The 24,524-nt window shown below is 71.9% G+C and carries 25 protein-coding genes and 1 tRNA gene; 8 read left to right on the top strand and 18 right to left on the bottom strand.

Features of this window, described 5'->3' with window-relative positions:
* Positions 1 to 69: 69 nt before the first annotated feature.
* The 8 genes from ACQP2F_RS06985 to ssb all read right to left on the bottom strand — a co-directional run bounded on the left by ACQP2F_RS06985 (position 70) and on the right by ssb (position 8,489).
* On the bottom strand, positions 70 to 1,548 hold the full coding sequence (locus ACQP2F_RS06985) for an FAD-dependent monooxygenase (protein ID WP_433301744.1): 1,479 nt from the start codon (positions 1,546 to 1,548) through the stop codon (positions 70 to 72).
* Positions 1,549 to 1,564: 16 nt separating this feature from the next.
* Positions 1,565 to 2,911, bottom strand: coding sequence for a dipeptidase (locus tag ACQP2F_RS06980; RefSeq protein ID WP_433307376.1), 1,347 nt, complete (start codon positions 2,909 to 2,911; stop codon positions 1,565 to 1,567).
* A gap of 189 nt (positions 2,912 to 3,100) precedes the next feature.
* Positions 3,101 to 4,156, bottom strand: coding sequence for a M48 family metallopeptidase (locus tag ACQP2F_RS06975; protein ID WP_433301742.1), 1,056 nt, complete (start codon positions 4,154 to 4,156; stop codon positions 3,101 to 3,103).
* Positions 4,146 to 4,769 (bottom strand): uridine kinase family protein, encoded by a 624-nt coding sequence (locus ACQP2F_RS06970; protein WP_433301740.1) that lies wholly within the window; start codon positions 4,767 to 4,769, stop codon positions 4,146 to 4,148. Before ACQP2F_RS06970 ends, ACQP2F_RS06975 begins: the two co-directional genes overlap by 11 nt.
* On the bottom strand, positions 4,766 to 6,295 hold the full coding sequence (locus ACQP2F_RS06965) for a cobyric acid synthase (RefSeq protein ID WP_433301738.1): 1,530 nt from the start codon (positions 6,293 to 6,295) through the stop codon (positions 4,766 to 4,768). Before ACQP2F_RS06965 ends, ACQP2F_RS06970 begins: the two co-directional genes overlap by 4 nt.
* A complete protein-coding gene (locus tag ACQP2F_RS06960; RefSeq protein WP_433301737.1) occupies positions 6,292 to 7,233 on the bottom strand; it encodes a cobalamin biosynthesis protein in 942 nt (313 codons plus the stop codon). The genes ACQP2F_RS06965 and ACQP2F_RS06960 overlap by 4 nt, the downstream gene beginning before the upstream one ends.
* Positions 7,234 to 7,260: 27 nt before the next feature.
* Positions 7,261 to 7,710 carry a hypothetical protein gene (locus ACQP2F_RS06955; RefSeq protein WP_433301735.1) on the bottom strand — a complete coding sequence of 150 codons (450 nt, stop codon included), beginning with the start codon at positions 7,708 to 7,710 and terminating at the stop codon, positions 7,261 to 7,263.
* A gap of 92 nt (positions 7,711 to 7,802) precedes the next feature.
* Positions 7,803 to 8,489: a single-stranded DNA-binding protein gene (gene ssb, locus ACQP2F_RS06950; protein ID WP_433301733.1), complete on the bottom strand. Its 687-nt coding sequence runs from the start codon at positions 8,487 to 8,489 to the stop codon at positions 7,803 to 7,805.
* Between the two features lie 154 nt (positions 8,490 to 8,643).
* Between ssb and ACQP2F_RS06945 the strand changes: the two genes are divergently transcribed.
* From ACQP2F_RS06945 to ACQP2F_RS06935, 3 genes are all read left to right on the top strand, one after another.
* A complete protein-coding gene (locus ACQP2F_RS06945; protein WP_433301731.1) occupies positions 8,644 to 9,663 on the top strand; it encodes an alpha/beta hydrolase in 1,020 nt (339 codons plus the stop codon).
* A 14-nt stretch (positions 9,664 to 9,677) separates the two neighbouring features.
* A tRNA-Arg gene (locus tag ACQP2F_RS06940) sits at positions 9,678 to 9,750 on the top strand.
* Positions 9,751 to 9,994: 244 nt separating this feature from the next.
* Positions 9,995 to 10,561: a dihydrofolate reductase family protein gene (locus tag ACQP2F_RS06935; protein WP_433301729.1), complete on the top strand. Its 567-nt coding sequence runs from the start codon at positions 9,995 to 9,997 to the stop codon at positions 10,559 to 10,561.
* A 158-nt stretch (positions 10,562 to 10,719) separates the two neighbouring features.
* On the opposite strand, the gene ACQP2F_RS06930 is transcribed toward ACQP2F_RS06935, so the two are convergent.
* Positions 10,720 to 11,634 (bottom strand): glycoside hydrolase family 26 protein, encoded by a 915-nt coding sequence (locus ACQP2F_RS06930; RefSeq protein WP_433301727.1) that lies wholly within the window; start codon positions 11,632 to 11,634, stop codon positions 10,720 to 10,722.
* A 62-nt stretch (positions 11,635 to 11,696) separates the two neighbouring features.
* Here ACQP2F_RS06930 and ACQP2F_RS06925 point away from each other — a divergent pair, with 62 nt between their 5' ends.
* A complete protein-coding gene (locus ACQP2F_RS06925) occupies positions 11,697 to 13,013 on the top strand; it encodes a polysaccharide deacetylase family protein (RefSeq protein WP_433301725.1) in 1,317 nt (438 codons plus the stop codon).
* Here ACQP2F_RS06925 and ACQP2F_RS06920 read toward each other — a convergent pair.
* The gene (locus ACQP2F_RS06920; protein WP_433301723.1) at positions 12,982 to 14,466 is read right to left on the bottom strand and encodes a glycosyltransferase family 2 protein; all 1,485 of its coding nucleotides are present in this window, start codon (positions 14,464 to 14,466) and stop codon (positions 12,982 to 12,984) included. The genes ACQP2F_RS06925 and ACQP2F_RS06920 overlap by 32 nt on opposite strands.
* Positions 14,453 to 14,776, bottom strand: a complete 324-nt coding sequence (locus ACQP2F_RS06915) for a hypothetical protein (protein WP_433301721.1) — start codon at positions 14,774 to 14,776, stop codon at positions 14,453 to 14,455. The genes ACQP2F_RS06920 and ACQP2F_RS06915 overlap by 14 nt, the downstream gene beginning before the upstream one ends.
* Positions 14,777 to 15,142: 366 nt before the next feature.
* Here ACQP2F_RS06915 and ACQP2F_RS06910 point away from each other — a divergent pair, with 366 nt between their 5' ends.
* Positions 15,143 to 16,669: an LPXTG cell wall anchor domain-containing protein gene (locus ACQP2F_RS06910; RefSeq protein ID WP_433301719.1), complete on the top strand. Its 1,527-nt coding sequence runs from the start codon at positions 15,143 to 15,145 to the stop codon at positions 16,667 to 16,669.
* Between the two features lie 5 nt (positions 16,670 to 16,674).
* Here the strand turns inward: ACQP2F_RS06910 and ACQP2F_RS06905 are convergent, their stop codons facing one another.
* The 7 genes from ACQP2F_RS06905 to ACQP2F_RS06875 form a co-directional block, all read right to left on the bottom strand.
* Positions 16,675 to 17,583, bottom strand: a complete 909-nt coding sequence (locus ACQP2F_RS06905; RefSeq protein WP_433301718.1) for a CAP domain-containing protein — start codon at positions 17,581 to 17,583, stop codon at positions 16,675 to 16,677.
* Between the two features lie 76 nt (positions 17,584 to 17,659).
* Complete coding sequence (locus ACQP2F_RS06900) at positions 17,660 to 18,154, bottom strand: N-acetyltransferase family protein (protein WP_433301716.1); 495 nt, start codon at positions 18,152 to 18,154, stop codon at positions 17,660 to 17,662.
* A gap of 16 nt (positions 18,155 to 18,170) precedes the next feature.
* Complete coding sequence (locus ACQP2F_RS06895) at positions 18,171 to 18,986, bottom strand: helix-turn-helix domain-containing protein (RefSeq protein WP_433301715.1); 816 nt, start codon at positions 18,984 to 18,986, stop codon at positions 18,171 to 18,173.
* Positions 18,987 to 18,995: 9 nt separating this feature from the next.
* Positions 18,996 to 19,778, bottom strand: a complete 783-nt coding sequence (locus ACQP2F_RS06890) for an alpha/beta fold hydrolase (protein ID WP_433301713.1) — start codon at positions 19,776 to 19,778, stop codon at positions 18,996 to 18,998.
* A gap of 45 nt (positions 19,779 to 19,823) precedes the next feature.
* Positions 19,824 to 20,228 (bottom strand): DUF3224 domain-containing protein, encoded by a 405-nt coding sequence (locus ACQP2F_RS06885; protein WP_433301712.1) that lies wholly within the window; start codon positions 20,226 to 20,228, stop codon positions 19,824 to 19,826.
* A gap of 35 nt (positions 20,229 to 20,263) precedes the next feature.
* A complete protein-coding gene (locus tag ACQP2F_RS06880; protein WP_433301710.1) occupies positions 20,264 to 21,403 on the bottom strand; it encodes a sensor histidine kinase in 1,140 nt (379 codons plus the stop codon).
* Positions 21,400 to 22,056, bottom strand: a complete 657-nt coding sequence (locus ACQP2F_RS06875; RefSeq protein ID WP_433301708.1) for a response regulator transcription factor — start codon at positions 22,054 to 22,056, stop codon at positions 21,400 to 21,402. The genes ACQP2F_RS06880 and ACQP2F_RS06875 overlap by 4 nt, the downstream gene beginning before the upstream one ends.
* Positions 22,057 to 22,160: 104 nt before the next feature.
* On the opposite strand from ACQP2F_RS06875, the gene ACQP2F_RS06870 reads away from it, so the two are divergent.
* Genes ACQP2F_RS06870 through ACQP2F_RS06860 form a run of 3 tightly spaced genes read left to right on the top strand, consistent with a single transcriptional unit; the run spans position 22,161 to position 24,492 of the window.
* Entirely contained in the window at positions 22,161 to 22,748 is a 588-nt protein-coding gene (locus ACQP2F_RS06870; RefSeq protein ID WP_433301706.1) for a hypothetical protein, read from the top strand.
* Complete coding sequence (locus ACQP2F_RS06865) at positions 22,745 to 23,800, top strand: peptidoglycan-binding protein (RefSeq protein ID WP_433301704.1); 1,056 nt, start codon at positions 22,745 to 22,747, stop codon at positions 23,798 to 23,800. The genes ACQP2F_RS06870 and ACQP2F_RS06865 overlap by 4 nt, the downstream gene beginning before the upstream one ends.
* 5 nt (positions 23,801 to 23,805) lie before the next feature.
* Positions 23,806 to 24,492: an ABC transporter ATP-binding protein gene (locus tag ACQP2F_RS06860; protein ID WP_433307375.1), complete on the top strand. Its 687-nt coding sequence runs from the start codon at positions 23,806 to 23,808 to the stop codon at positions 24,490 to 24,492.
* The last annotated feature ends 32 nt before the right edge of the window (positions 24,493 to 24,524 follow it).

The raw sequence follows: 24,524 nt of genomic DNA, 5'->3' as shown, positions 1-24,524 counted from the left end.
GGCGAGCGGCTGACACCGGCCGGCTCGGCGGACGCATCTTTAGAACGCATGTTCGAATCCTAACAGGATTCATCCGGTCATGAGGGGCGGAAAAATCCGCGGCGCATCGGCGGGCGCGGCCACCGCGGCGACAAAACCATCGGGGCGTACGAGGTGAAGCAGCCCCGGGCGCAGCAGGGTGCCGGGCGCCTCGGGGAAGACGTGCACGGGCAGGCCCAGGTCCGGAACGGCGGTCGCGGCCAGTCCCCCGTACACGTGGATCTGCCATTGAAGTGACCGCAACGCGGCGAAGTTGTCCCCCGCCCAGGGCAGCCGCCGTCCCACGACCGGGTCACGGCGGCCGCCCGACGCGCGCTCGGCCCCGGGCGTCATCCAATAGTGGATGCGGATCTGCGAGACGTACTGGAAGAGGCGTGAGCCGCCACGCGTGCCGCCCACCACCCGGACCCCGACCGGCGCGATCAGCGGAACCACCGCGCGGCGCAGCGCCCGCGAGAACGCGGTCTGCGAGGTGACGCCCGCGAAGATGCGGTCGGTGGTGGCGACCAGGCGCTTGGCCACCGGGCGACGCTCCGCCTCGTACCGGTCGAGCCAGGCGTCCCGCCGGCGGCCCTGCAGCACGTCGGCCAGTTTGAAGGCGAGGTTGTGCGCGTCCTGGAGCCCGGTGTTCATGCCCTGGCCGCCGACCGGCGAATGCACGTGCGCGGCGTCGCCGGCCAGGAAGAAGGGCCCGTCCCGGAAGGCGGCGGCGATGCGATGGTGTACGCGATAGGTCGCGAACCACCGCGCATGGTCGTAGGTGACGGCGAACCCGCGCAGCCGTGGCCGCACGTCCTCCTCGGTGAGCATCCCGTCGCCGTCCTCGTCGCGCACCAGCCCGATCAGCCGCCACGCACCCCGCCCCCGCATCGGGAAGGCCAGCAGGAAATCGTCCGTCCCGGGCCGTACGTTGATCGCGCCCTCGACCAGACCGCCGGCCGCCACCGCATCGAGCACGTAGAACCGGTGGGGGTTGGTCGTGCCCTCGAAGTCGATGCGCCGCTGCCGGCGGATCGCCGAGTTCGCCCCGTCACAGGCGACGCAGAACCGCGCCCGCACGGTGTCGTTGCCGACCTTGGCCGCGATGCCGTTCTCGGTCTGGGAGACCGTGGTGACCGCGGTCTCCCAGCGCACCTCGTGGCCGAGCTTCTGGAGGCTCTCGTAGAGGATCTCCTCGTTCCGGCTCTGTTCGAGGACCTCGAGGTACGGGTACGGCGTCACGCCCTCGCCCAGCGGCCCGAGCGGAATGCGGCCGAACGCCCGGTCGCGGTAGCCCGGAGCGAGCGCGCTCGCGCGTTGGGCGGTGGCCAGGACCAGGTCACCGAGGCCGAGCTGGTCGTAGATCTCGAGGCTGCGGGCCTGCACCACGAGAGCGCGCGACTCCCGGGTCGGCCCGTCCTTGCCGTCCACCACGATCACGTCGACCCCGAGCTTGACCAGCCAGTTGGCGAGCATCAGCCCGGTCGGGCCGGCGCCCACCACCAGCACGTCGCACGTCCGGTCGGCCATCGGCGACCCTCCTCCTTCAGCTCGTCAGCGCCTCCGCGACGTTCTTGAACAGCAGCGCCTCGGCCAGGCACACCCGCTCGAACTCACCCAGGTGCAGGCTCTCGTCGGGTCCGTGCGCCCCCGAGTGAGGATCCTCCACGCCAGTGACCAGAATCGATGCCTGCGGGAACAGGTCCTGGAACGTGGCGATGAACGGGATGGACCCGCCGACGCCCATGTCGACCGGCGCTACGCCGTCCCACGCCGTGCTGAAGGCCGCGCGCGCCGCCTCGTAGGCCGGGCCGGTCGCGTCGATCACGCACGGCGAGCCGTCGCTCTCCAGCGTGACCTCGACCTCGGCGCCCCACGGCACGTACTTCTCGAGGTGGGCACGGACCGCCGCGTACGCCGACTTCGGGTCGTCGCCGGGCGCGAGCCGCACTCCGATCTTGGCTTTGGCCCGCGGCTGGAGCGCGTTGGCCGCCTCGAAGGTCCGTGGCGCGTCGATGCCCAGCACCGAGATCGACGGCTTGGTCCAGATGCGGTCGGTGATCGTGCCGTGGCCGATCAGCTTGACCCCGTCGAGGATCCCGCCCTCGTGCCGGAACCGGTCCTCCGGATAGTCGACGCTGGCGCCCTCGCGGCCGACCAGCCCGTCGACCGCGACCTCGCCCTCGTCGTCGTGCAGGGTGCTGAGCAGGCGGGCCAGGGTCATCAGCGCGTCCGGCACCGGGCCGCCGAACATGCCGCTGTGCACCGCACTCTTGAGCACCTTGACCTCGGCGAACAGGTTGACCAGACCGCGCAGCGAGGTGGTCAGCGCGGGCCGGCCGATGTCCCAGTTGCCGGAGTCGGCGATGACGATCACGTCGGACCGCAGCTCCTCGCGGTGCGCCGCGATGATGTCGTCGAGCGAGTCGGAGCCGTACTCCTCCTCGCCCTCGACGAAGACGACCACGCCGACCGGCAGCCGGTCGCCCCACGCGCGCAGCGCCGCCACGTGGGCCATGACGCCGGCCTTGTCGTCGGCGGCGCCCCGGCCGTAGAGCCGGCCGTCCCGCTCGACCGGCTCGAACGGGTCGCTGGCCCACAGCGCCGGGTCGCCGACCGGCTGCACGTCGTGGTGCGCGTAGAGCAGCACGGTGGGCGCGCCGGGCGGCGCCGCCTTGCGGCCGATCACGGCCGGCTGGCCGCCGTGCCGCACGACCTGCACGTCGAGGTCGCAGCCGCGCAGCAGCTCGGCCACGGCCTCGGCCGACCGCTCCACCTGGGAGTGGTCGAAGCCCTCGAAGGCGATGCCCGGGATCCGGACCAGCCGCTCGAGGTCGGCACGGACGCCGGGCATCTCCCGCGCGATCGCGGCGCGCAGATCGGTTTCGCTCAAGCTCATGAACCGATCCTAGGGTCTGTGTCGGAGTGGGGGCCGGAGCGAGGCGAGGTCCAGGCGTCGTCTGGGTGTGCGACGCGGGCGCCCGAATACCGGGGTTGTATTCGGGTGTTCGCGGCGTGCGGCCAGGCGGCGGCTGGGCCACGCCGCAGCCCGTCTCCCACTCCGACACAGACCCAGGGTGACCTAGCTTTCCGGCTCGCCGTCCCGGCGTTGGCGGCCGGAGGCCCAGTCGCGGGCGCCGCGGGCGGCCGAGCCGGCCAGGTCGCCGGCGCCGCCGCCGAACTTGCGCAGCAGGCCGACCAGCGGATCCTGCGAGGTCGTGAACGTCTCGCGGTAGGACGAGGCGGCCGCCTTCACGTCGTCGGCGACCGACGCGTCACCGTCCGAGTCGCGGCGCGGGTAGTCACCGCCGAGGATGCGCGCGTAGTCGCCGGAGTCGACCCACTTGCGCAGGTCGGCGGCCCGGGCGACGGGCACCGGGTGCGTGCTCCAGGCGGTGATGCCGATCTTGTGGATGCTGTCCCGCAGGTCGCCGCCGCTCTCGTACTCCGCGGCCTGCTCGAGGAAGGCGGTCGTGTCGATCTGGGAGAGGTCGCCGCCGCCGGCCAGCTTCATCAGCAGTCGCAGCGAGGCGGCCGGGTCCTGGCCGGCGAGCAGGCCGGCCCGGTCGGCGGACAGCTCGGCCTTGCGCCACCACTCGAGCATGGCCACGATGATCCCGCGCAGCGCGAGGGCGCCGACCGGCAGCCAGGCCAGGCTCGTGGTCCACCGGGTGAGGATCATCATGATCGTCTTGTAGACGGCGTGACCGCTGCGCACGTGCCCGATCTCGTGCCCCAGCATGGCCCGCAGCTCGTCGTCGTCGAGCTTCTCGACCGCGCCCGTGGTGATCACGATGAACGGCTTGTCGAGGCCGATGGCCGCGCCGTTGATCATCGGGTCCTGGTTGACGTAGAGCTCGGGCAGCTCGGCCACGTCGAGCGTGGCGGCGGCCTCGGCGAAGCGCTGGTAGACCCTCGGGTACTGCCGGTGGTCGACGCGGATGGCGCCGGCCAGGAACTGCAGGCGGAAGCCCCGCTCGCTCCACATGCCGAAGAACGCCTTCACCACGTCGTCGAACCCACGCAGCTCACGCAGGGCGGTCAGCGCGCCGCGGTCGGCCGGGTGCTCCCAGGCCCGTGAGCTGATCCCGGTCAGCGTGACCCGCCGGCGTACCGGACGGTTCTCTTCATCGGTCATCGTCGCCGCCTCTGAAAACATCGCCTTTGAAAACGTCGCCTTTGAAAGCGTCGTCGCCGGTCGCCGCGGCGCCGTCGACGATCAGGTCGGCGCCGGCCGCGGTCTGGTCCTCGGCGAAGTGCCGGTCCTCGGCAGCACGCCATCGCCCAAGGTACGCCCGGAACGCAACGCTGTCGTCGCCGTCGCGGGCCAGGGCGCGCTCCCACCGCAGCTCGGGCGGTGCATCCACGAACACGGCGAGGGTGAGCTCGGGACGGATCGAACGCCGGGCGGTGCTCACTCCCTCCAGCAGTACGGCGTCCGCCGGCTCGACGGTGACCATCGGACCGGCGAAGCGGCCGCGATGCCAGTCGTAGCGCTGGTAGCGGCCGGCCTCACCCCGCCGCAGCGGCGCCAGCACCTGCCGTTCCAGCCGTTCCCAGAAGGTGAACTGGTCGTCCCAGCCGTCGAGCAGGTCGTCGGTGTGCACGACCGGCGCGTCGAGCTGCTTGGCCAGCCGCAGCGCGAACGTGGTCTTCCCGGCGCCGCTCGGCCCGTCGACCGCGATCAGCCTCGTGGTGCCGAGCTTCGCGGGACGACGCCCGATTTCTGCAGCTAAGTCCGCGTATCTCATGATGGTGCGCCCGGCGGCACGAACGGCAACCCCGGCGGCGGCCCTTCCTCGATCAAGCGCCAGAGGGCGTCGGTGTCGAGATGCTCCTCGACCAGGTCGCCGAGTACGTCGAGGGCACGCTCGCGAACCGCGGCGAACCGCGTGCCGGGCGCGACCGCGAACCCATGCCGTCCCGCCTGCCGCGCCGCCTCGGTGAGGAAGCGCCGGCGGAACTCGTCGGACTCGAATGCGCCGTGCCAGTGCGTGCCACTGACGTTGCCCACGACCGCGCCCTCCGGCCGCCCGTCCGCATGGCGCAGCAGCGGCGCCGGCTCGCCCCGGGAGACGAAGCCGTGGTGGATCTCGTAGCCCCGGACCGGCGCACCCAGCCCCTCCCCCGCCGGCCGGGCCAGCGTCTTGCGCGCGCCGAACGTGATGCCGACCGGCAGCAGGCCCAGCCCCGGCACCTCGCCGCGGCCGCTCTCCACCTCGTCGTCGATGGTCTCGGCCAGCATCTGGAAGCCGCCGCAGATGCCGAGCAGCGGTTTGCCCGCCCCGGCGTGCCGCAGGATCGCGTCGGCCAGCCCCGTCTCGCGCAGCCACTCCAGGTCACTGACCGTCGACTTCGAGCCGGGCAGCACGACCAGGTCGGCGTCGGCGATGTCGCCCGGCTCGATCGTCAGCTGCACCCGGACGCCGGGCTCGGCCGCGAGGGCCTCGGCGTCGGTGGCGTTCGAGATGCGGGGCAGGCGGACCACGGCGACCCGCAGCCATTCGCTTCCGCTGGGCGGTCCGGGACGACCCAGGGTGCGCCCGTACGCGAGGGAGTCCTCCGCGTCGAGCCAGACGTCCAGGTGGAACGGCAGGACGCCGTGCACGGGCCGGCCGGTCACCCGGCTGATCATGTCGAGGCCGGGCCCGAGCAGGCCCGGGTCGCCGCGGAACTTGTTGATCACGAAGCCCGCGACCAGCGCCTGGTCCTCCGGGCTCAGCAGTGCCAGCGTGCCGTGGAACGCGGCGAACACCCCGCCCCGGTCGATGTCGCCGACCACGATCGCGGGCAGCCCGGCGTGGCGGGCCAGCCCCATGTTCACGAAGTCGCCGTCCCGCAGGTTGATCTCGGTCGGGCTGCCGGCGCCCTCACAGATGACCGCGTCGTACTCCGCGCGCAGCTCGTCGAGGGCCGCCCACGCCGTCCCGGCCAGCTGCTCCCGCACCGACCGGTAGCTGCCGCCGGTGACGTTGCCGATCGCCTCGCCGAGCAGCACCACCTGACTCGACCGGTCGCTGCCCGGCTTGAGCAGGACCGGGTTGAACCGCAGGTCGGGCGCGACGCCGCAGGCCGCCGCCTGCATCGCCTGGGCCCGGCCGAGCTCGCCGCCCCGCCCGTCGGCGCCGACCACGACGGCCGAGTTGTTCGACATGTTCTGCGCCTTGAACGGCGCGACCTTGACCCCGCGCCGGTGCAGCCAGCGGCAGATGCCGGCGGTGACCACGCTCTTGCCGGCATCGGACGTCGTCCCGGCCACGAGGAGTCCGCCGCTCATGGCCGGCCCCGCCGGGCCAGCGCCAACCCCGCTGCGATCACCGCCGCGGCCGCGCCCACCGCGCCCGAGACCCGCGCCGCGCGCCGCAGATGCACCGCCGACGGCCGCGGACCGTCGCCGAGCAGCGGCCGCACCTCGCTGCGTCCGAAATAGACGTTCCGCCCGCCGAGCCGCACCCCCAGCGCCCCCGCCATCGCCGACTCGCACTGCCCCGCGTTCGGCGAGGGATGGTCGTTGCGGTCGCGCCGCCACACCCGCAGCGCCTCCCGGGGCGACCCGCCCGCGACCGGCGCCGCCGCGATCGTCAGCAGCCCGGTCAGCCGGGACGGTGCCAGGTTCAGCGCGTCGTCGAGCCGGGCCGCGGCCGTGCCGAACCGCTCGTACCGCGCCGACCGGTGCCCGACCATCGCGTCCAGCGTGTTGGCCGCCCGGTACGCCAGCAGCCCCGGCAGCCCGAGCAGCCCGCCCCACACCAGCGGGGCGACGACCGCGTCGGACGTGTTCTCGGCCACCGACTCGACCGTGGCCCGGGCCAGCTCCGGACCGTCCAACGTCGACGGATCGCGCCCGCACAGATGACTGAGCCGCCCGCGGGCCGCCGCCAGGTCGTCCCGGTCCAGGTGACCGGCCATGATCCGGGACTCCCGCCGCAGCGTGCGCCCGCCCAGCACGGTCCAGGTCGCGGCGGCCACCAGCACCGCTCGGGCCACCGGCCGGTCCCCGGTGGCCCGGGCCGCCGCCACCCCGATCATGGCCGGCCCGCCGACCGCGAGCGCGGCGAACGCCGTCCCCGCCCGGCGGCCGGGTGCGTAGAGGCGGCGTTCGAGAGCACCGGCCGCCGTGCCGAAGCCGGCGACCGGGTGGAACCGCCGGGGGTCACCGAGCGCGGCGTCGAGCAGGTAGCCGGCGATCAGCCCCGCCGCGTCGGCACGCGCCATCTCTCCGGTCCCCCGTTCACTTCTCGGTCATGGGCAAAGATCGCACACCCAGACCGGTCGATCGGCCGGCTCCGCGGGAAACGGCACCGGCTCCAGCTCACCCCAGACGATCGCGCCCGGTGCGCGGTCCTCCAGGAACTCCTTGACGATGGCGTGCAGGTCGCCCGTCACCCGGTACGGGATCGCGAGCGGCAGGTCGTTCCGGCCGCACGAGCCGGTCGAGCAGCGCAACTGCCCGGCCTCCCCGTCGTGCCAGACGTAGAACGTGGCCGGCCCGGCGTACGGCATCGCGGCCACCTGGTCGCGGAGCAGCTCGGCCGTCTCCTCGAAGGCCGCCACCACCTCCTCGGCCGACAGGCCCATCCGTTCGTGCGGCGGAGCGCCGAACCAGCTGGTGTTGGCGTGCTCGGCGTCCAGGTCGTGCGGCGAAAGCACCAGGGTCTCGCCCGCGATCGCGCGGATCTCCTTCAACAGCACGGGCCCAGTCTGCCCGCCGAACCCGGGGCCGGGCCAACCGGGCGGGTGGCCCCTGTGCGGTCGACCTAATCCGAACAGGGGCCACCCGGGAGTCAGGCCGCGACCGGCTCCCGCTTGCTGCGGCGGGTGCGTCGGGTGCCCGCCGGCTGCTCGGCGACCAGCCGCTCGACCTCGAGGGTGAGATCGTCCTCGTCGTCCGGCTTCGCCCCGCCGGCCGCCACCACCTCCGGTTCCGCCGTTCGCGACGGCGTCAGCGCCGGGACCGGCACCGGCTCGGCGAAGGTCGGCTCCTGCTCGTCGGGCACGCCGTCGCCGTACCCGACGACCGCCTCGCCCTCCCGGACCGCGACGGTCGGCTCGCCACCGATCAGTGCCTCCGACTCGCCGTCCTCGAGCTGGCCGGTGCCCGGCAGCGACTTGGCCCGGAAGAACTTGGCCCGGCCGCGAGCCAGGTCGTGGCCGATCGCGTACGCCTCCATCTCGAAGGAGATCCGCGGGTTGCCGTTATCGTCCTTCCAGTCGCGGGTGTAGAGCCGGCCCTGGACGATCACCGGGTCGCCGACCGTGATCGAGGACGCGATGCCCTCGGCCAGCTTGCGCCAGGCGACGACTCGGACCCGCAGGTTGTTGCCGTCGACCCAGCGGCTGTTCTCCCGGTCGTAGCGGCGCGCGGTCGAGGCGACCCGGAAGTTGGCCACGAGCGCGCCGGAGCTGGCGATGCGCCGCCATTCGGGAGCCGTCAGGACGTTGCCGACCACTACGAGGTTGGTGTCGAACATTGGTGCCCTCCCTTTTCGGAACGAGTGAGGCCGCGAGCATGCCTTCACCGCGTACGGGAGCGGGAACTTGATTTTTGAAGGTGGGGACGAAGGCCGACATGGGGAAAACGGCCGCAGCGGCGACGGATCTGCTACGGCTGGGTAGCCTGGGCTCGTGGAGATCGACGTCCTGGGGCAGCCCTACGAGCGGCACACGATCGATTTGGGCAGCGACGACGAGGGCCCGGTCGTCGCCACCCTCGTGCGCCGCCGAGCCGATCGGCCGACGCGCCGTGCGGTGCTCTACGTGCACGGGTTCGTCGACTACTTCTTCCAGACCCATCTGGCCGACTTCTTCGCCGAGCGCGGATGGGACTTCTACGCGCTCGACCTGCGCAAATACGGCCGGAGCCTGCTGCCGCACCAGACTCCGAACTTCGCCCGCAGCCTCACCGACTACTACCCTGAGCTCGACGAGGCGGCGCGGATCGTCCGGGACGTCGACGGGCACGACCAGATGCTGGTCGCCGGGCATTCGACCGGCGGCCTGATCACCGCGCTGTGGTCGCACTCCCGGCAGGGCCGCGGCCTGGTCGACGGGCTCTTCCTGAACAGCCCGTTCTTCGACTTCAACGTGCCCTGGCTGGTCAAACGCCCGCTGATGTCGGCGGTGATCGCGGCCAGCGGCAAGACGCCGTACCGCAAGATCCCGACGGCCTCGCTCAGCTTCTACGGCGAGAGCCTGCATTCCGATCACCGTGGCGAGTGGACGTACAACCTCGAATGGAAGCCGGTGACGGGCTTCCCGGTGACGGCCGGCTGGCTCAACGCCATCCGCCGGGGACAACAGCGCCTGCGCGCGGGGCTGGGCATCGACGCGCCGGTCCTGGTCGCTTGCTCCACGCGTACGTTCAAGGGCCGCGCCTGGCACGACGACATCCACTCGACCGACGTCGTCCTCGATGTCGAGCACATCGTGCGGTGGGCCCCCCGCCTCGGCGCGCGGGTGACGATCGCCCGCTTCGACGGCGGCGTCCACGACCTGACCCTCTCCGGCCCGTCGGTGCGCACGGAGGTGTTTCGCGAGCTCGGCCGCTGGGTGGACGCCTTCGTGCCACCGCCCGGGACGCCCGAGATCTCGGTGCCGCCCGCTCCCGAGGACAAGACGGACGACAAGTCCGGGGTGACCGCCTAGTATGTGCCTGGCCAGCGCTCGTAGCTCAGCGGATAGAGCAACGGACTTCTAATCCGTCGGTCGCAGGTTCGAATCCTGCCGGGCGCGCGAATGCGGCGTGCCCTGCCCGCAGACTGCGCGGGCCGGGGCATCGCGCCATGTCGCTCCGGGGGCCGAGCCCCCGGAGACCCCGCGTTGCGATGGGCGCGGTGGGAGTGACGGTTGCGGTGGACTTGGCTGCGCGCCTGGCCCCAAAAAAACTGGACCCAACCCAACCCAACCCGACCCAACCCGACCCAACCCCTAACCTAACCGCCCAGCCGCCCAACGGCGCAGCCCGCGAAGGAGCTCGGTGCGAAAACTTCGGTACTCGATCAATGTTGCGCTTGATGGCTGTTGCCATCACGAGGCGGGAGTGGCGCCCGATGCGGAGTCGATGCGGTGGTGGGCCGCGGAGATGGGGCGCGCTGACGGGCTGCTGTTCGGGCGGGTCACGTACGGGATGATGGAGTCGGTCTGGCGGCGGCCGGCGGACGGCGCGTGGCCGGGGTGGATGGAAGCGTGGCAGGTTCCGTTCGCGGAGACCATCGACCGGGCGAAGAAGTACGTGGTGTCCGGCACGCTCAGTGACGTCGACTGGAATGCCGAGCTGGTGCGGGGGGACCTGGAGCAGGCGGTTCGGCGGCTCAAGCAGGAGCCGGGCGAGGGGCTGTTCGTGGGGGGCGTGACCCTGCCGCTGGCGCTGGCCGATCGGGGACTGATCGACGAGTACACGTTCCTCGTGCAGCCGGTGCTGGCCGGGCACGGGCCGACGTTGCTCGCCGGGCTGCGCGAGCGGATCGAGCTCGAGCTCGTGGATCGCCATGACTTCCGGTCGGGGGTCGTCGGCCTGCGTTACCGGCCTGCCGGCCGGGGGTGACGGGCCGCCGTACGGCTATGTGAAAAAGCTTTCGGACGACCTCAAATGGGTGTTTTCCGAAATAACCGCCGCGTCGTAGGTTATTTCGCGCCAGGGAACCCCATCGAGGAGGCCTTCCATCTTCACCGCATCGGCCACCGCGGCCGCCCACCCGGCCGTCAGCGCCCCCTGAGATGGGGCCGGATCGCCCGCCGGTCCGCGGCGCCCAGGCGCCAGTCGAGGCGGGACCGCACGTCGAAGTAGACCACCGCCCGCAGCCGGGGGAACGCCCGCGTGGTCATCATCGCGGAGAGCCACGCCGGCCGGTCCGGCCCGGGCGCGCAGCCGAACTCGGTCACCCAGACCGGCAGTCGCGGGTCGAGACCGGTGACGGTCGCATACATCGGGGCGAAGATCTGCCGGAACGACCGCCAGCCGCCCTCGTTCCAGTTGAAGCCGTCGAGCCCGAGCACATCCACGTACGCCGATCCGGGCCAGATCGCCGGGACCCGGGTGTTGGACGGCAGGTCGGAGGCGTCCACGTTGAACACGAACTTCAGGTTGCGCACGCCCCGGTCGCGGAAGAACGACACGACGTGCCGCCAGGCCGCCACGAACTCCGTCGGCGTCCCACCGTCCCGCTTGTCGCCGGCGGGCGTCGGCTGCCAGGTCGACCAGTTCCCGTTGAGCTCCGGCCACGGGCGCACGTACACGTCGTACGGATAGGCGCGCATGGCCTTGGCCACCGCCGCCAGATACGAATCCTGACGCCCCGCGGCGACGTCGCGGAATCGAATTTTCCAGGGTTCCCAGGAAATCAGCACCTGCCGTTTTCCACCGGCCGCCATCCACTTCTCGGTGGGGCCGGGAAAAACATAGGACCAATCCACGTACGTCGACGCGATGTCCACCGGACGGCCCAGCTCGGCCTCGAGGGCCGGCAGCCGCTGACGGCTCGTGCGCAGGTCATCGACGGCCGCGCCGAAGAGGAACGAGGCCGTGACCGGTCGCGCCGCGGCGCCGAAAGAGCTGGAAGAGCCGAGCACCCCGATCGACACCACGACGGCGAGCGCCATTTTCAGGATGCGACTCATGAAAGCGGACGGTACCGAAAATGAACGACGCGACCAAGGAAGGTCGCCGAAACGGGCGAACCATGAAATGGCGATCGGCGGCATTCCTGGCCGCCGCCGGCCTGGCGCTGCCGGCCGGATTCGTGATCGCCGACAAGGCGCCGGCCAAGGGTGAGCCGGCGCGGCCGGTCAACAACGACTGCTCGGGCGGGCACATCGAGCTGACCTTCGACGACGGTCCCGGCGTCCACACCCGTGAGCTGCTCGACCGGCTCAACGCGCTGCACCTGCACGCGACGTTCTTCGTGATCGGCAAGAACATCGAGGACGGCGGCCGCAAGGCGGTCACGCTGATGCACGACCTGGTCGCGGCGGGCAACTCGGTGCAGAACCACACCTACGATCACGCGTCGATCACCGGCGAGTCGACCAAGCGGGCGCCGCTGACCGCGGAGCAGATCACCCAGGAGCTGGACGGCGCGACCCGGACGATCGTGGCGGCCGGCCTGCCCCGCCCGACGCTGTACCGGCCGCCGTACGGCGACATCGACGCGCGGGCCGACGACTTGGCCCGCAAGCTCGGCTACCGGATCGTCTCGCCCTGGGGCATCACCGACTCGAACATCGTGGACTCGAAGGACTGGTCCGGCGCGACCACCGAGCAGATCGTCTCGAACGTGGTCAACGGCTACACCAGCGACGGCTACCGGCTCACCGGGATCCGGGACCGGACGATCGTCACCATGCACGACGGCGGCCGCCAGGACACCCTCAACTCGATCGCCGCGCTGCAGCCGATCGTCGACTACATGAACGCGCACCGGCTGTGCTCGACGACCGCCATCCGCGAGGACGCGACCGGCGGACGGGTGCCGACCCCGCCGCTGCCCGAGCCGGGCGCCGGCAACCTGGTGCACAACGCGTCGCTGGAGAAGCGGCACGGCGCCGAGCCGGCCTGCTTCCAGCACGCCGAGAACGACACCGCGGGCGTACCGGCCCGATGGTCGCGGGTCGCCGGCCGGCAGAGCGGGTCGACCGCCGAGCAGCTGGTCGTCGAGCGCTCGACCGGCGGCGACCGGAAACTGATTATCGCGCGGGACCCGGCCGGCTCGCCCTGCCTGTCCAAGGTCACGCCGGGCATCCGGTACGGCACGTGGCTCTGGTACAAGGGCGACTGGCCGGACCGGACCGACGTCAGCATCGTCGTCTACTACCGCCGCCACTCGGGCGACTGGGAGTACTGGGCGAACGGCCCGTCGGTCGAGGCGTCGCCGGAGTGGACGCTGACCGACTTCGTGACGGCGCCGCTGCCCTCGGAAGCGACCGCCATCAGCTTCGGTCTCGAGATCAGCGGCACCGGAACGATCGTCACCGACGACTATGCGATGGCCCCGCAGTAGCCTCCGGGTCGGCGCGGGACCAGGTCAGCGTGACCGCACGGCGGGGCTGCCGCGGCACCGGGACGTGCAGCGGACGGCCGTCGAGGTCGCGCAGCACGGGCATGACCAGCGTGGGCGTCGCCTCCGGGTCGTGCCGGGCGACGTGGTAGTTCACCGGGGCCGCCTTCGAGGTGCGGGTCTGCCAGCGGTTGTCGAAGAGCTTGAACAGCGCCACGTACCGGGTCGGCGTCAGCAGCAGCAGGTTCAGCAGGATCGCGGCCGGCGTGCCGATCAGGAACGAGAGCCACTTCTCCCGGGCGGGCATGCCGGGCCGGCCGACGAGATAGAGGCCCGACAAACCCCACCGCACGATGACGTACGCGCCGAGGTAGACGCCCAGCGCGAGCAGGCCCTTGCCGCCGCTGTAGCGCTCGTGACCGGAGATGGCGCCGGCCACGATGCCGCCCAGGGCCCACAGCGTGATGGCGGGGGCGATCACGAGCTGGAGCATCCCGTACGTCGGGGAGATGAGCTGCCGCAGGTCCAGGTTCTTGAAGACGTACGGGAGCATCCACCACCACGATCGGGCCCAGCGCAGCCGCTGCCGGTAGGTGCCGGTCAGGTTCGCCGGCATGTCGGTCTCGACCAGTGCCTCGGCCACGCCCACCACCTGGCCGCGCTCGAGTGCGCGCAGCGCCAGCCACCGGTCGTCGCCCGTGCCGCACTCCACCGCGTACGCCTCGAGGTGGTCGTAGAGAAGGTCGGCCCGGTAGATGGCCAGCGCGCCGGAGGTGGTCTCCAGGCAGCCGAGGATGGACCGCGAGGCCCGCATCATCACGCAGCTGGTGCCGATGTCGATGTCCGCCGCCCGGGCGACCAGGCTGTCGCCGTAGTTCCGGATGTAGATCATGCCGGTGGCGGCCTGGATCTTCGGGTTGCTCATCGCCCGCAGCAGGTGCTCCAGCGCGTCCGGCGCCGGCCTCGAGTCGGAGTCGACGGTCAGCACGAACTGGTAGGTGTTCGACCGCCAGCGGCCCGCCACCTTCCGGCCGTGCGCCTTGAGGACCTCGACCTGCGCGCCGCGCTTGCCGGTGTTCGGCTGCCGCCGCCACGTCACCCGCGGGTGCTCGAACGGCAGGATCGGCACGCCCGAGCCGTCGTCGATGACCTCGATGTCCACCGCGATCGTCTGCGCCAGGATGCTGCGCACGCAGCCCACCAGGTTGTCCTGGTCCTCGTTGTAGGCCGGGATGATGCACAGCACCCGGCCCGACGCCGGCTCCCGGTCGAGGTAGCGGCGGCCGAAATGGAAGGCGACCAGGCAGAGCAGGATCACCAGGGCGCCGAAGCACCAGTACCCGATCAGCAGCGGATCGTCGGTCTGGCGGTTCACCACGAAGGTCACCGCCTCCAGGGCCATGATGACCCCGGCGATGATGACCAGGTGGGTGAGGCGGGCTTTAGGCGACGGCACGACGCTCCTGCGGGACGAGGCGAGAGGACAGAACGAGGGCGGTGACGGCGGCCGCGAGTCCGAGCGCGGCCGACGTGGTCCAGCTCAGGCCGCCGGTGTGGGCGAGGTAGGCGACGCCGGCCACGGCCGCGCCGGCCAGCGTGAAGATCGCCTTGCGGCCGCGCCGGATCCGGGAGCCGTACCGGAACGCGGAGATCCCGAACAACACCGCGATGATCGCGGCCGCGAGGATGGTGTCGAGGCCGAGAAAGTGGGACAGGACGAGGGCGCCGGCGCCACCGGTCACCGGAGCAGCGTTGCCGTAGGGCATGGCTGGACTTTCTGGTTGGAAGCTGATTTACCGGACTGACGGACAGAACGTAAGCGAGATCGCTTCTTTCCGGCATCACGCGAAGGGGGTCGTCCGACAGGCAGGCCCGGCGGGTCGCTCGGACGGGTGCGGGCGGGCGACCGGGCATCGGCGCAGATGGTGCCCTTCGAGCCGTTCCAAGACGTCGAACCCGGACTATTCGCCCGCCTCCCGGGCACGCCGAAAGCACGTGCTCCCGCCACACTTTCGTGGAGCGGCCACCGGCCTCCGGTTCGGACGGTTCGGCACGACGGGGCAGCGCGGGGAATGCCGCGGGTCTAGACTCCGGGCCACTCCAGATCGGTGAGGATCTCGGGAGGTTCGCGCATGCGGTACTCGGTTCGGTGGCGCTTCGTTGTCGGGATCGCGGCGGCTCTGGCGCTGGCCACGGGGGTTACGACGCCGGCTCGAGCGGCCGACATCTCGGTCCGGATGGCCATGCCCGATGTGCTGGTGGGAGCGGGAGCGTCGGCCGATGTGCGGCCGATCGTCTTCGCCGATCAGGGGCAGACGCTCATCTTCACGACCATGACCTATGAGCTCTCCGACGGTCTCGAGGGCGTCCGGCTCGCCGGCCCCGCCGACAACTTCGACTGCACCTCGTCCGGGCCTACCAAGGTCAGCTGCCCGATCGTGTCCGAGATCTACGTGTCGCCGGCCGGGAACCGGGAACACCATGCGGTGATCTCCGCCGACCCGGGCGCGAACGGCGAGACCGGGAAGATCACCATGACGTTCTCGGGCGGGGGCGTGAAGCCGGCCAGCCTCACGGTCGACGTCTCGGTCGTCCACGGGGTCGACCTCGCCGCCGGCGGTTCGCAGACGATCAGCGTCGCGCCGGGTGCGACGTTCGGGGCGTCGCTGGAAGTTCGCAACAACGGCGACAGCGTTGTGCACGGCGCCGCGGTCACCATCGACACCGCCTATGCGTTCAGTGCGAGGACGCGGTTCGCCAACTGTCTCTACCGCGACGACCAGCCGCACGCTTGCGTCTTCGATCAGGGTCTGGAGCCCGGCGTCACGTACCAGGTCACCCTGCCCTATCGGTTACGCCGGGACACGTATGCGCCCAGCACGGTGGCCGGCGACTTCGTGTGGCGAACGGCCGACGGCTACCGGAACCTGATCAAATTCATCGAGGACAATGGCTTCGAGGGCCCCGGCACTCCCGGCACCGGCGCGAAGCTGGAGCTGAAGCGGAAGGTGTCGCTGGCCAAGCAGACGGACACCGATCCCGGCAACAACTCGCAGTCGCTGACCGTCAACGTCACCGGTAGGCAGGGCGCCGACCTCGCCGCCGTCGGCGTGACCGCGTCCGCAGCCGCCGGCGCCACCATCACATTGCCCGTCGGCGTCCGCAACAACGGCCCGGCCACGCTTGACCCGCCCGTCGGAAGCCCGGTGTTCATCGTCGTCACGTTCCCGGCCGGCACCGAGGTCGTCACCACGCCGGCGGGATGCATGGAACAGACCCCGCCGCCGCACGCCGACTACGCCTGCTACACGAGCGAGTCCGGTCCGTTCCGGGCCAAAACGACCGTCACCTGGAAGTTCCGGGTGAAGGTCACCAAGGTCGTCGTCAACGCCACGGGAACGGTCGCGGTCGACGACGTTCACGACTTCAGCAAGGACATCAACGAGGCCAACAACGTCGCGAAGATCGTCCTGAACCCGGCCAAGGCCGGGAACAGCGGTGGCGGCCAGAGCGAGGGCGAGGGCGGCGGGAGCGGTGGCGGCCTTCCGATCACCGGCCCGCCGACCTCCCTGATCGGCGCGGCCGGCGCGGGACTCGTGGCGATCGGCCTGGCCGGCTTCCTCATCGCCCGCCGGCGGCGGACCCGCTTCGAGGCCTGACGTGCCTAGTTGACGAAATCCTGGGTGAACCACACCTTGCCGCTGCTGTCGCGGGTGACGGCGAGGCCGATCCGCTTGAAGCCGGCGCTGAGCAGGTTCCGCCGGTGCCCGTCGTTCGGCGCGACCTCGGCCAGCATCAGGTCGGTGAGCCCATTCGCGGCCGCGATGATCTGGGCCTGGTTGTCGGCCGCGTTGCCCTGGCCGATGTTCTCCCCGGCCGAGGTCCACGAGACGCCCGCGGCGGTGAAGCGGTCGCCGAGGCCGGCCTCGCCCGGGCACTGGTGCGAGAGCCCGCATCCGCCGGCCATCAGCGCGTTGTGCGCCTCCGAGGCCCGGGAAAGCTGAGCGCTCAAGGTCAACGGCGACAATCCGTTGGCCGTACGGGCGGAGTTGATGTGCTCCAGCGCGGCCGCGATGATCGGGTCGCCCGCCGGCGCGGTGGTGGCCGGCGGCGCCGCGGTCGGCGCGGTGGTCCCCGGCGTGGTCGGCGCGGCCGTCGTCGGCTCGCCGGCCGGCGGCGTCGCGGTGGTCGGCTCCGCGGTCGAGCCGTTGGTCGGCTCCGTGGTCGGCCCATTGGTCGGACCAGCGGTCGGCCCGGTGGGTCCAGCGGTGGTCGGAGTCCCCGCGGTCGGCTCGGTGGCCGGAGCCCCCGATGTCGGCGCGGTGGGCGGCGGCACGGTCGCGCTCGCGGTGGGCCGGGGCCGGGGCCGCCGCGACCCGGTCGCGGTGGTGGCCGCCCCGAGCTTCCCGGCGGCGGCCCGGTGCGCGGCGTCCGCCGACGTGGCGACGGTCCGATGGCGATCAAAGGTCTGCGCGGAGGCCACTCCCGCCACGGTCGCGCTCCCCACGCCGACCACGAGGGCGGCGATGACGAGCGGTCGTTTGCGGGCAGGCTTGCGATGACGGGCGAGCAAGAGTGTTCCTCATCGATCGACGACATGGGGTAGGCCTCTGCACTATCCGGCCTGCCACTCACGATCGCCGATTCCTTCAGGAGTCCTTAAAGATCGGCTCAGGCCCTCCTAAGCCGGACTGCCCCGGAACCCCCGGCCCGCGGACCATGAAGACGTCGATCGGGTCCTCCACCTCGACGACGAACCCGTGCCGCTCGTACAGCCGCCGAGCCGGGCTGCCCCGCAGCACGTTGAGGGCAACCGTCTCCCCGCGCGCGTCGGTGCCGTCCAGCAGCTCTCGCAGGATCTCCGAGCCCAGGCCCCGCCCCTGATGGTCCGGCGCCAGGTAGAAGTGCTCCAGCCACTGCCGACCCTCGGCGGGACGCAGGGTCACGCTTCCCGCGAGCGCGCCATCGACCAGGACGATGGACGTGTGGGACGGCGAGAACGAGTCGCGCAGGCGTTGGCGCACCCGATGGCTGTCGTAACGGCCGAGACGCTCCAGGTCGGCCCGCAGCACCACCGCCCGCAGCTCGGCCAGCGCCTCGACGTCGGCCGCCGTCGCCGGGCGCAGGCGCCACTCTCGCTTCACGAGCGAGAAGTATTGCCTAGGGCCACGCGACGTCGTCGATGGCCAGCCAGGGGGCCGCGGCCACCGCCGCCGGGGTGAGGCCGGTGAACTCGCGCACCTCGCGATGCAGGTGGGACTGGTCGGCATAGCCACCGGCGGCGGCGACGGACGCGGGCGCGTGCCCGGCCGCCAGCAGGTGGGCGGCGCGGTCGAAGCGCACCAGCCGGGCCGCCACCTTCGGCGTCACGCCGAGCTGGGCGCGGAACCGGGACCACAACCGCTTGCGACTCCAGCCGACCTCCTCGGCCAGGCTCTCGACGCGCACCCGGCCGCGCCCGCCGCGAGTGCGCCGCCAGGCGTACGCGACCTCGGGCTCGACCGCCGGGAAGCGCCGGCCGATCGCCGACGTCGCGATCGCGAATCGGTCCTCCCAGGAACCGGCCGCGCGCAACCGCTCGCCGAGACGTGCCGCCTCGCGTCCCCACAGGTCCTCCAGCGGCAGCACCGCGCCGGTCAGGGCGGCCGGCGCGCCGAGCACCGCGGCGGCCGCCACCGGCGAGAGGCGGATCTGCAGGCAGGCGACGAGGCCCCGGCCGCCGGCGCGCAGCTCGCCGGGCAGCAGGCCGATCACCGTGCTGCCGCGGTGCTGGTGGCCGAGGGCGTCGAAGATCAGTGCGTCGTCCTCGCTCAGGTCGACGAGCAGGGTCACCGACGGGTGCGCGACCATGGCGATGTCCACTGGCGGCGCCGGGACGCGCCGGCGGAACCCGGCCATGCTGATGCCGGGCGGCAGGCTCGACGGGCGCGGCACGGCGACGTCCATGTCGGACCACACCCCCGCGGGCGGTTGCACGGGACCAGCCTAGGCCGCGAAATCCAGGAGCAGCTTGCCCGTCGCCTCGGGATCTTCGAACATCGGCAGGTGCCCCACGCCGGCGAGCATCTCGATCCGCACGTCCGGCACCGCGTAGTACTGCCGGGCCGACTCCGGGTCCCAGCGCGGGTCGGCCGCGCCGAAGATCACCAAAACCGGGAATCCGAGTGCGGCGAGGCGGTGGGGCACGCTTTCCGCCGAGACGTACGCGCCATTGCCGCGCATCACTCCCCGAAAGGCGCTATAGGTGGTGCCGCGCAGTTCGGCCACCGCTTCGTCCGGGATCTCCACCGGCCCGGCCGCGATCGAGGCGAGCCCCTTGCGGGTCAGCTCGTCGGACCGCCGCGACCAGAGCAGCCGGCCCAGCGGCGGCGCCATCAGCACCCGGAGCAGCAGCGGCTGCGGCAGCAGCGCGTCGAGCCGGGGCCCGCAGCTGATCAGCGCGATCGACCGCACCAGCTCGGGGCGCCGCTCGGCGAGCGCGGTGGCCACGTAGCCGCCGCTGGAGTGCCCGGCCACCGTCACGTGCCGCAGGCCGAGCTCGTCGAGCAGCGCCGCGACCCGGGCGGCCTGGTCGGGCACGGCGTAGGACGCGGGCGGCGCCGACCGGCCGCAGCCGGGCAGGTCGACCCGGATCACGTGATGGCGGGCGGCCAGCATCGGGACCATCGGGCCCCAGCAGCCGCCGGCCGCCCCCGATCCGTGGATGAGCACCAGCGGCGGCCCGTCGAGCGGCCCGTCATGGACCACATGCATTCCGTGCGAACTCATGACCTCGACGATGCGCCGCCGGTCGCCGCCGGTCTTGGACGAATGTCAGCCCAGCTCGTAGTCGAACCAGACCCGGTGCGTGCCGTCCTCGTCGACGGCCAGGCCGCCGGTGCCGCGGATGCCGGTCAGCTCGCCGGTGCCGCTGGCCGGGACGATGGTCAGGAACTCGGCCTGCCGGTCCTGGCCCGTGGTGGTCGCCGAGTGCACGAAGTTGAACGCACCCGGCCGCCCGCCGACGCTGCCCTCGAACGACTCCATCGCTACGTACGTCCCGGTGCCGCTCGCCGGGTCGAAGGCGGCCGTGAACAGCGTCTCGGACCGCCCGGCGACCTCACCGGCGAAGGTCTTGCGCATGGTCGCGACCCCGACCGGCAGCCCGGTCTTGATCTCGCCCGCCGGCACCGGCGCGGGGGTGAAGCCGGCTACGTCGAAGGTTCCGCTTGCTCGCATACCGGCACCGTACGGCCTATGGCTGACAGGTTCCGTCAGGTTCGCACGACCAGATGCGGGAGCGTCACCGTCACCACGAGACCGCCCTCGTCGCGCGCGAACGCATCGGCCGTGCCGCCGTGGGCCCGGGCGACGGCGCGCACGATCGACAGGCCCAGGCCCGCGCCCGGCCCGTGCAGCCGGTCCGACCGGTACCGGCGGAACGGCTCGAACAGGCCGGGGACCTCGTAGCGGGGGATGACCGGACCGGAGTTCGACACCTCGAGGACGACCCAGCCGTCCGGGCGCGTCCCCGTGCGTACGCGAACCCAGCCGTTGTCGCCCGAATTGTGCCGCACGCCGTTCTCCACCAGGTTCTGCACCAGGCGTTCCAGCAGCACCGGGTTCCCGGCCACCACCGCCTCGGCCGGCTCGGTCACCACCTTCACCGTGTCCGACACCGCGACGTGCTCGACGATGTCGGCCAGGTCCACGTAGGACCGCTCGGCCACCGGGCGGTCCGACTGCGCCAGCAGCAGGAGACCGTCGATCAGGCGCCCGTGCCGGTCGTTGATGGCCAGCAGCGTCGTGCCCAGCTGCCGCACCTCCTCCGACGGCGACTCCGCGGCCAGCGCGACCTCCAGCAGCGTCCGGTTCAGCGTCAGCGGCGTCCGCAGCTCGTGCGACGCGCTCGCGATGAACCGGCGTTGCCCGTCGAAGGAGTGGTCGAGGCGCTCGAGCATGACGTCGAACGTGTCGGCCAGCTCCTTGATCTCGTCGTACGGGCCGGTCAGCGCGATCCGCTCGTACAGCCCGCGGTCGGCGTCCGGCGGCGCCTGGGCGATCCGGCGCGCGGTCGCGGTGATCTGGTGCAGCGGCTGCAGCATGCGCCCGGCGACCAGCCAGCCGAGCGCGATCGCGGCCGCGCTCACCACCGCCAGCGCGATCAGCCCCTGGGTGAGCATCGTGTGCAGGGCCGTGCTCTGGGTGCCGTCGACGATCTTCTGGACGAACTTCGGCTCCGGGCCGACGCCCGCTCCGTCGCCGGGCCCGACCGCGTACGACGCCTCGCCGGCCACCGCCATCGGCAGGCGCTCCTGCACCAGCACGTAGGTGACGCCCAGCAGCACGATGCCGGCCAGCACGAACAGGCCGCCGTAGACGAGGGTCAGACGCGTGCGAACGGTGACTCTCATGGGATCCGATACCCCACTCCCGGCTCGGTGAGCACGATCGGCGGGTCGCCGAGCTTCCGCCGCAACTTCAGGATCGTCATGCGTACGGCGTGGGTGAAGGGGTCCGCGTTCTCGTCCCACGCCTTCTCCAGCAGCGACTCGGCCGACACCGCGGTGCCGTCGGCGCGCAGCAGCTCGGCGAGCACGGCGAACTCCTTGCGGGACAGCGGCACGTAACGGCCGTCGCGGTGCACCTCGCGGCGGTACGGGTCGAGGCTGATCCCGGCCCGGCGCAGCACCGGCGGAGCGGCCGGACGCGCGCGCCGGCCCAGGGCGGCGACCCGCGCGGAGAGCTCGCGGAAGGCGAACGGCTTCGGCAGATAGTCGTCGGCGCCGAGCGCGAGCCCGGTGACCCGGTCGTCGACGCCGGCCGCCGCGGTCAGCATCAGCACCCGCGCGGCGCCGCCGCGGGCGGCCAGGGCGGTGCAGACGTCGTCGCCGTGCACCACCGGCAGGTCGCGGTCGAGCACCACCACGTCGTAGTCGTTGACGTCGATCCGCTCCAGGGCCGCCGCGCCGTCGTACGCGACGTCGACCGCGTGCGCCTCGTGCCGCAGGCCCTGCGCCACCGCGTCGGCGAGCAGCGGCTCGTCCTCGACCACCAGGATCCGCATGCCTCCATGGTGCCGCGTGCTCGCGTCACTTCGGCGTCACGTTTTTCCGTGACGGCCGGGAAACCCGCCGGCGGCTCTACTTCAGAGCCGGAAAGGAGACGGACATGCGATTCAAGACGGCCGCGGCACTTCTGCTCCTGCCGGCTCTGGTGACGGCCTGCGGGCAAGCCGCGGCGGACGACCCACAAGTGGCGAGCGCGGGAAAGGGCAAGGCGAGCGCCAGCGCGAGCCCGAGCGCGAGCCATTCGGCCGACCCGGACGCGCCGCTGAAGTTCGCGCGGTGCATGCGCGAGCACGGGATCACCTGGTTCCCCGACCCGGGCAACGGAAAGCAGTCGATCGCGATACCGCAGGGCACCGACGCGAAGAAGTTCGAGGCGGCCCAGGAGGCGTGCAAGCAATTCATGCCCGACGGCGGCCAGGTGCACAAGCCGAGCGCCGAGGATCTGCAGGCGATGCGCGACCAGGCCAAGTGCATGCGCGACAACGGCGTTCCCAACTTCCCGGATCCGCAGCCGGACGGCGGCCTCATGATCGACCCGAGGAAGCTCGGGACCGGGCCCGGCGACCCGACCTTCGACAAGGCGCAGAAGACCTGCGAGAAGTACATGCCGAAGGGCGCCGAGAAGCACACCGAGAACCATTCGAACTCCGGCGGCGGGGGCGTGACGAACATGGGAGGCGGGGCATGAACGCGCGGCGGACGGCGGGCGTCGTGGCCGGGGTGGTGACGGTGGGCGCGGTGGCCGCGGCGGTCACCGTGTTCAACCTGCCGGACGCCGAGAGCAGCAGCAACTCATCGAAGGACAACAATGTCGCGAACACGGCCGACATCGCCCGGGAGAGGCTTGTCGACCGCGAGACGCACGACGGGACGCTCGGTCACGGCGCCACCATCGCCCTTGCGTCCCGCGGGAGCGGCACGGTGACGTGGCTTCCCACGGCCGGCTCCACGATCACGCGCGGGAAAGCTCTCTACCGCCTCGACAATCGGCCGGTCGTTCTTCTCTACGGGACGCTTCCGGCGTACCGGAAACTCTCCTCCGGGGTCAAAGGAACCGATGTCCGGCAGTTCGAGAAGAACCTCTGGGCGCTCGGATATCGGGGATTCACGGTGGACGGCACCTTCACGTCGGCCACCGCCGCCGCGGTCGAACAATGGCAGGAGGACCTCGGCCTGAGCGAGACGGGAGCGGTGGAGACCAGCCAGATCGCGTACGCCGAGACGGCCGTCCGCGTCGATTCCCAGAGCTCGGCGAAGGGCGCCGTGGTGCAACCGGGCACCGAGCTGATCAAGTACACCGGCACGAGCCTGGTCGCCACCGTCGACCTCACGATGGACGCCCAGCGTCTCGCCAAGCCCGGCGCCGCGGTCCAGGTCGGCATGCCCGACGGCAAGCGGCTCCCCGGGAAGATCGTCAAGGTCGGCACGACCGTGCAGGAGGGGCAGGGCGATCAGGAGGACACCACGCTGATCGAGGTCACGATCGCCTTCACCGGCGCGCCCACGGGCATGGACGAGGCGGCGGTGTCGGTCGGCTTCACCGCCGGCGAGCGCAAGGACGTGCTGACCGTGCCGGTCGCGGCGCTGCTCGCGTTGTCCGAGGGCGGGTACGGCGTCCAGGTCGTGGACGGCACGACCACCCGGATCGTCGCGGTCGAGACCGGCCTGTTCGCCGACGGCAAGGTCGAGATCAGGGGCGACGGGCTCCGCGCCGGCATGAAGGTCGGGATGCCGGTATGAGCCCGGTGATCGAGCTCTCCGGAGTCACCAAGTCCTACCCCGGCGGGGTCACCGCCGTGCGCTCGGTCGACCTGGCCGTCGAGTACGGCGAGCTGGTCGCGATCGTCGGCCCGTCGGGGTCGGGCAAGTCCACCATGCTGCACCTGATCGGCACGCTGGACCGCCCGTCCCAGGGCACCGTGAAGATCGACGGGCACGACGTGGCCACCCTCTCCGACCGGCAGCTCTCGGCTCTGCGGGCGCGCCGGATCGGGTTCGTCTTCCAGCAGTTCCACCTCGCGCCGGGGCGGAACGCGGTGGCGAACGTCGCGGATGGGCTGCTGTATGCCGGCGTACCGAAGCGGGAGCGGGAGTGGCGCGCCGAGGCCGCCCTGGTCCGTGTCGGCCTCGGCGACCGGCTCACCCACCGCCCGCACCAGCTCTCCGGCGGTGAGCGTCAGCGGGTCGCCATCGCCCGCGCCGTGGCCGGGGACCCGGCGGTGCTGCTGGCCGACGAGCCGACCGGAAACCTCGACTCGGTCTCCGGCGCCGGCGTGGTGCGGCTACTGCGCGAGCTGCACGCGGCCGGCACGACGGTGCTGGTCATCACCCACGACCACGAGATCGCCGGCGGCCTGCCCCGGCAGGTGCCGATGCGCGACGGGGAGGTGATCGACGATGTCGCTGAATCCGGCCCGGTTGGGACCGTCTGACCCGGATCCGGCCCGGCCGCGACCGTCTGACC

This window comes from Actinoplanes sp. CA-030573, from assembly GCF_050951115.1.
Classification (GTDB): domain Bacteria; phylum Actinomycetota; class Actinomycetes; order Mycobacteriales; family Micromonosporaceae; genus Actinoplanes.
The sequence above is the reverse complement of the archived record's forward strand: the minus strand, read 5'-3'. Positions and strand labels throughout refer to the sequence as shown.

Excerpts from the sequence above, each read along its gene's own strand:
- ACQP2F_RS06970 (WP_433301740.1), bottom strand. The coding sequence starts at position 4,769 with ATGAGATACGCGGACTTAGCTGCAGAAATCGGGCGTCGTCCCGCGAAG.
- ACQP2F_RS06985 (WP_433301744.1), bottom strand. The coding sequence starts at position 1,548 with ATGGCCGACCGGACGTGCGACGTGCTGGTGGTGGGCGCCGGCCCGACC.
- ACQP2F_RS06965 (WP_433301738.1), bottom strand. The coding sequence starts at position 6,295 with ATGAGCGGCGGACTCCTCGTGGCCGGGACGACGTCCGATGCCGGCAAG.
- ACQP2F_RS06875 (WP_433301708.1), bottom strand. The coding sequence starts at position 22,056 with ATGCGGATCCTGGTGGTCGAGGACGAGCCGCTGCTCGCCGACGCGGTG.
- ACQP2F_RS06930 (WP_433301727.1), bottom strand. The coding sequence starts at position 11,634 with ATGAGTCGCATCCTGAAAATGGCGCTCGCCGTCGTGGTGTCGATCGGG.
- ACQP2F_RS06975 (WP_433301742.1), bottom strand. The coding sequence starts at position 4,156 with ATGACCGATGAAGAGAACCGTCCGGTACGCCGGCGGGTCACGCTGACC.
- ACQP2F_RS06870 (WP_433301706.1), top strand. The coding sequence starts at position 22,161 with ATGCGATTCAAGACGGCCGCGGCACTTCTGCTCCTGCCGGCTCTGGTG.
- ACQP2F_RS06880 (WP_433301710.1), bottom strand. The coding sequence starts at position 21,403 with ATGAGAGTCACCGTTCGCACGCGTCTGACCCTCGTCTACGGCGGCCTG.
- ssb (WP_433301733.1), bottom strand. The coding sequence starts at position 8,489 with ATGTTCGACACCAACCTCGTAGTGGTCGGCAACGTCCTGACGGCTCCC.
- ACQP2F_RS06885 (WP_433301712.1), bottom strand. The coding sequence starts at position 20,228 with ATGCGAGCAAGCGGAACCTTCGACGTAGCCGGCTTCACCCCCGCGCCG.
- ACQP2F_RS06890 (WP_433301713.1), bottom strand. The coding sequence starts at position 19,778 with ATGAGTTCGCACGGAATGCATGTGGTCCATGACGGGCCGCTCGACGGG.
- ACQP2F_RS06865 (WP_433301704.1), top strand. The coding sequence starts at position 22,745 with ATGAACGCGCGGCGGACGGCGGGCGTCGTGGCCGGGGTGGTGACGGTG.
- ACQP2F_RS06910 (WP_433301719.1), top strand. The coding sequence starts at position 15,143 with ATGCGGTACTCGGTTCGGTGGCGCTTCGTTGTCGGGATCGCGGCGGCT.
- ACQP2F_RS06915 (WP_433301721.1), bottom strand. The coding sequence starts at position 14,776 with ATGCCCTACGGCAACGCTGCTCCGGTGACCGGTGGCGCCGGCGCCCTC.
- ACQP2F_RS06960 (WP_433301737.1), bottom strand. The coding sequence starts at position 7,233 with ATGGCGCGTGCCGACGCGGCGGGGCTGATCGCCGGCTACCTGCTCGAC.
- ACQP2F_RS06925 (WP_433301725.1), top strand. The coding sequence starts at position 11,697 with ATGAAATGGCGATCGGCGGCATTCCTGGCCGCCGCCGGCCTGGCGCTG.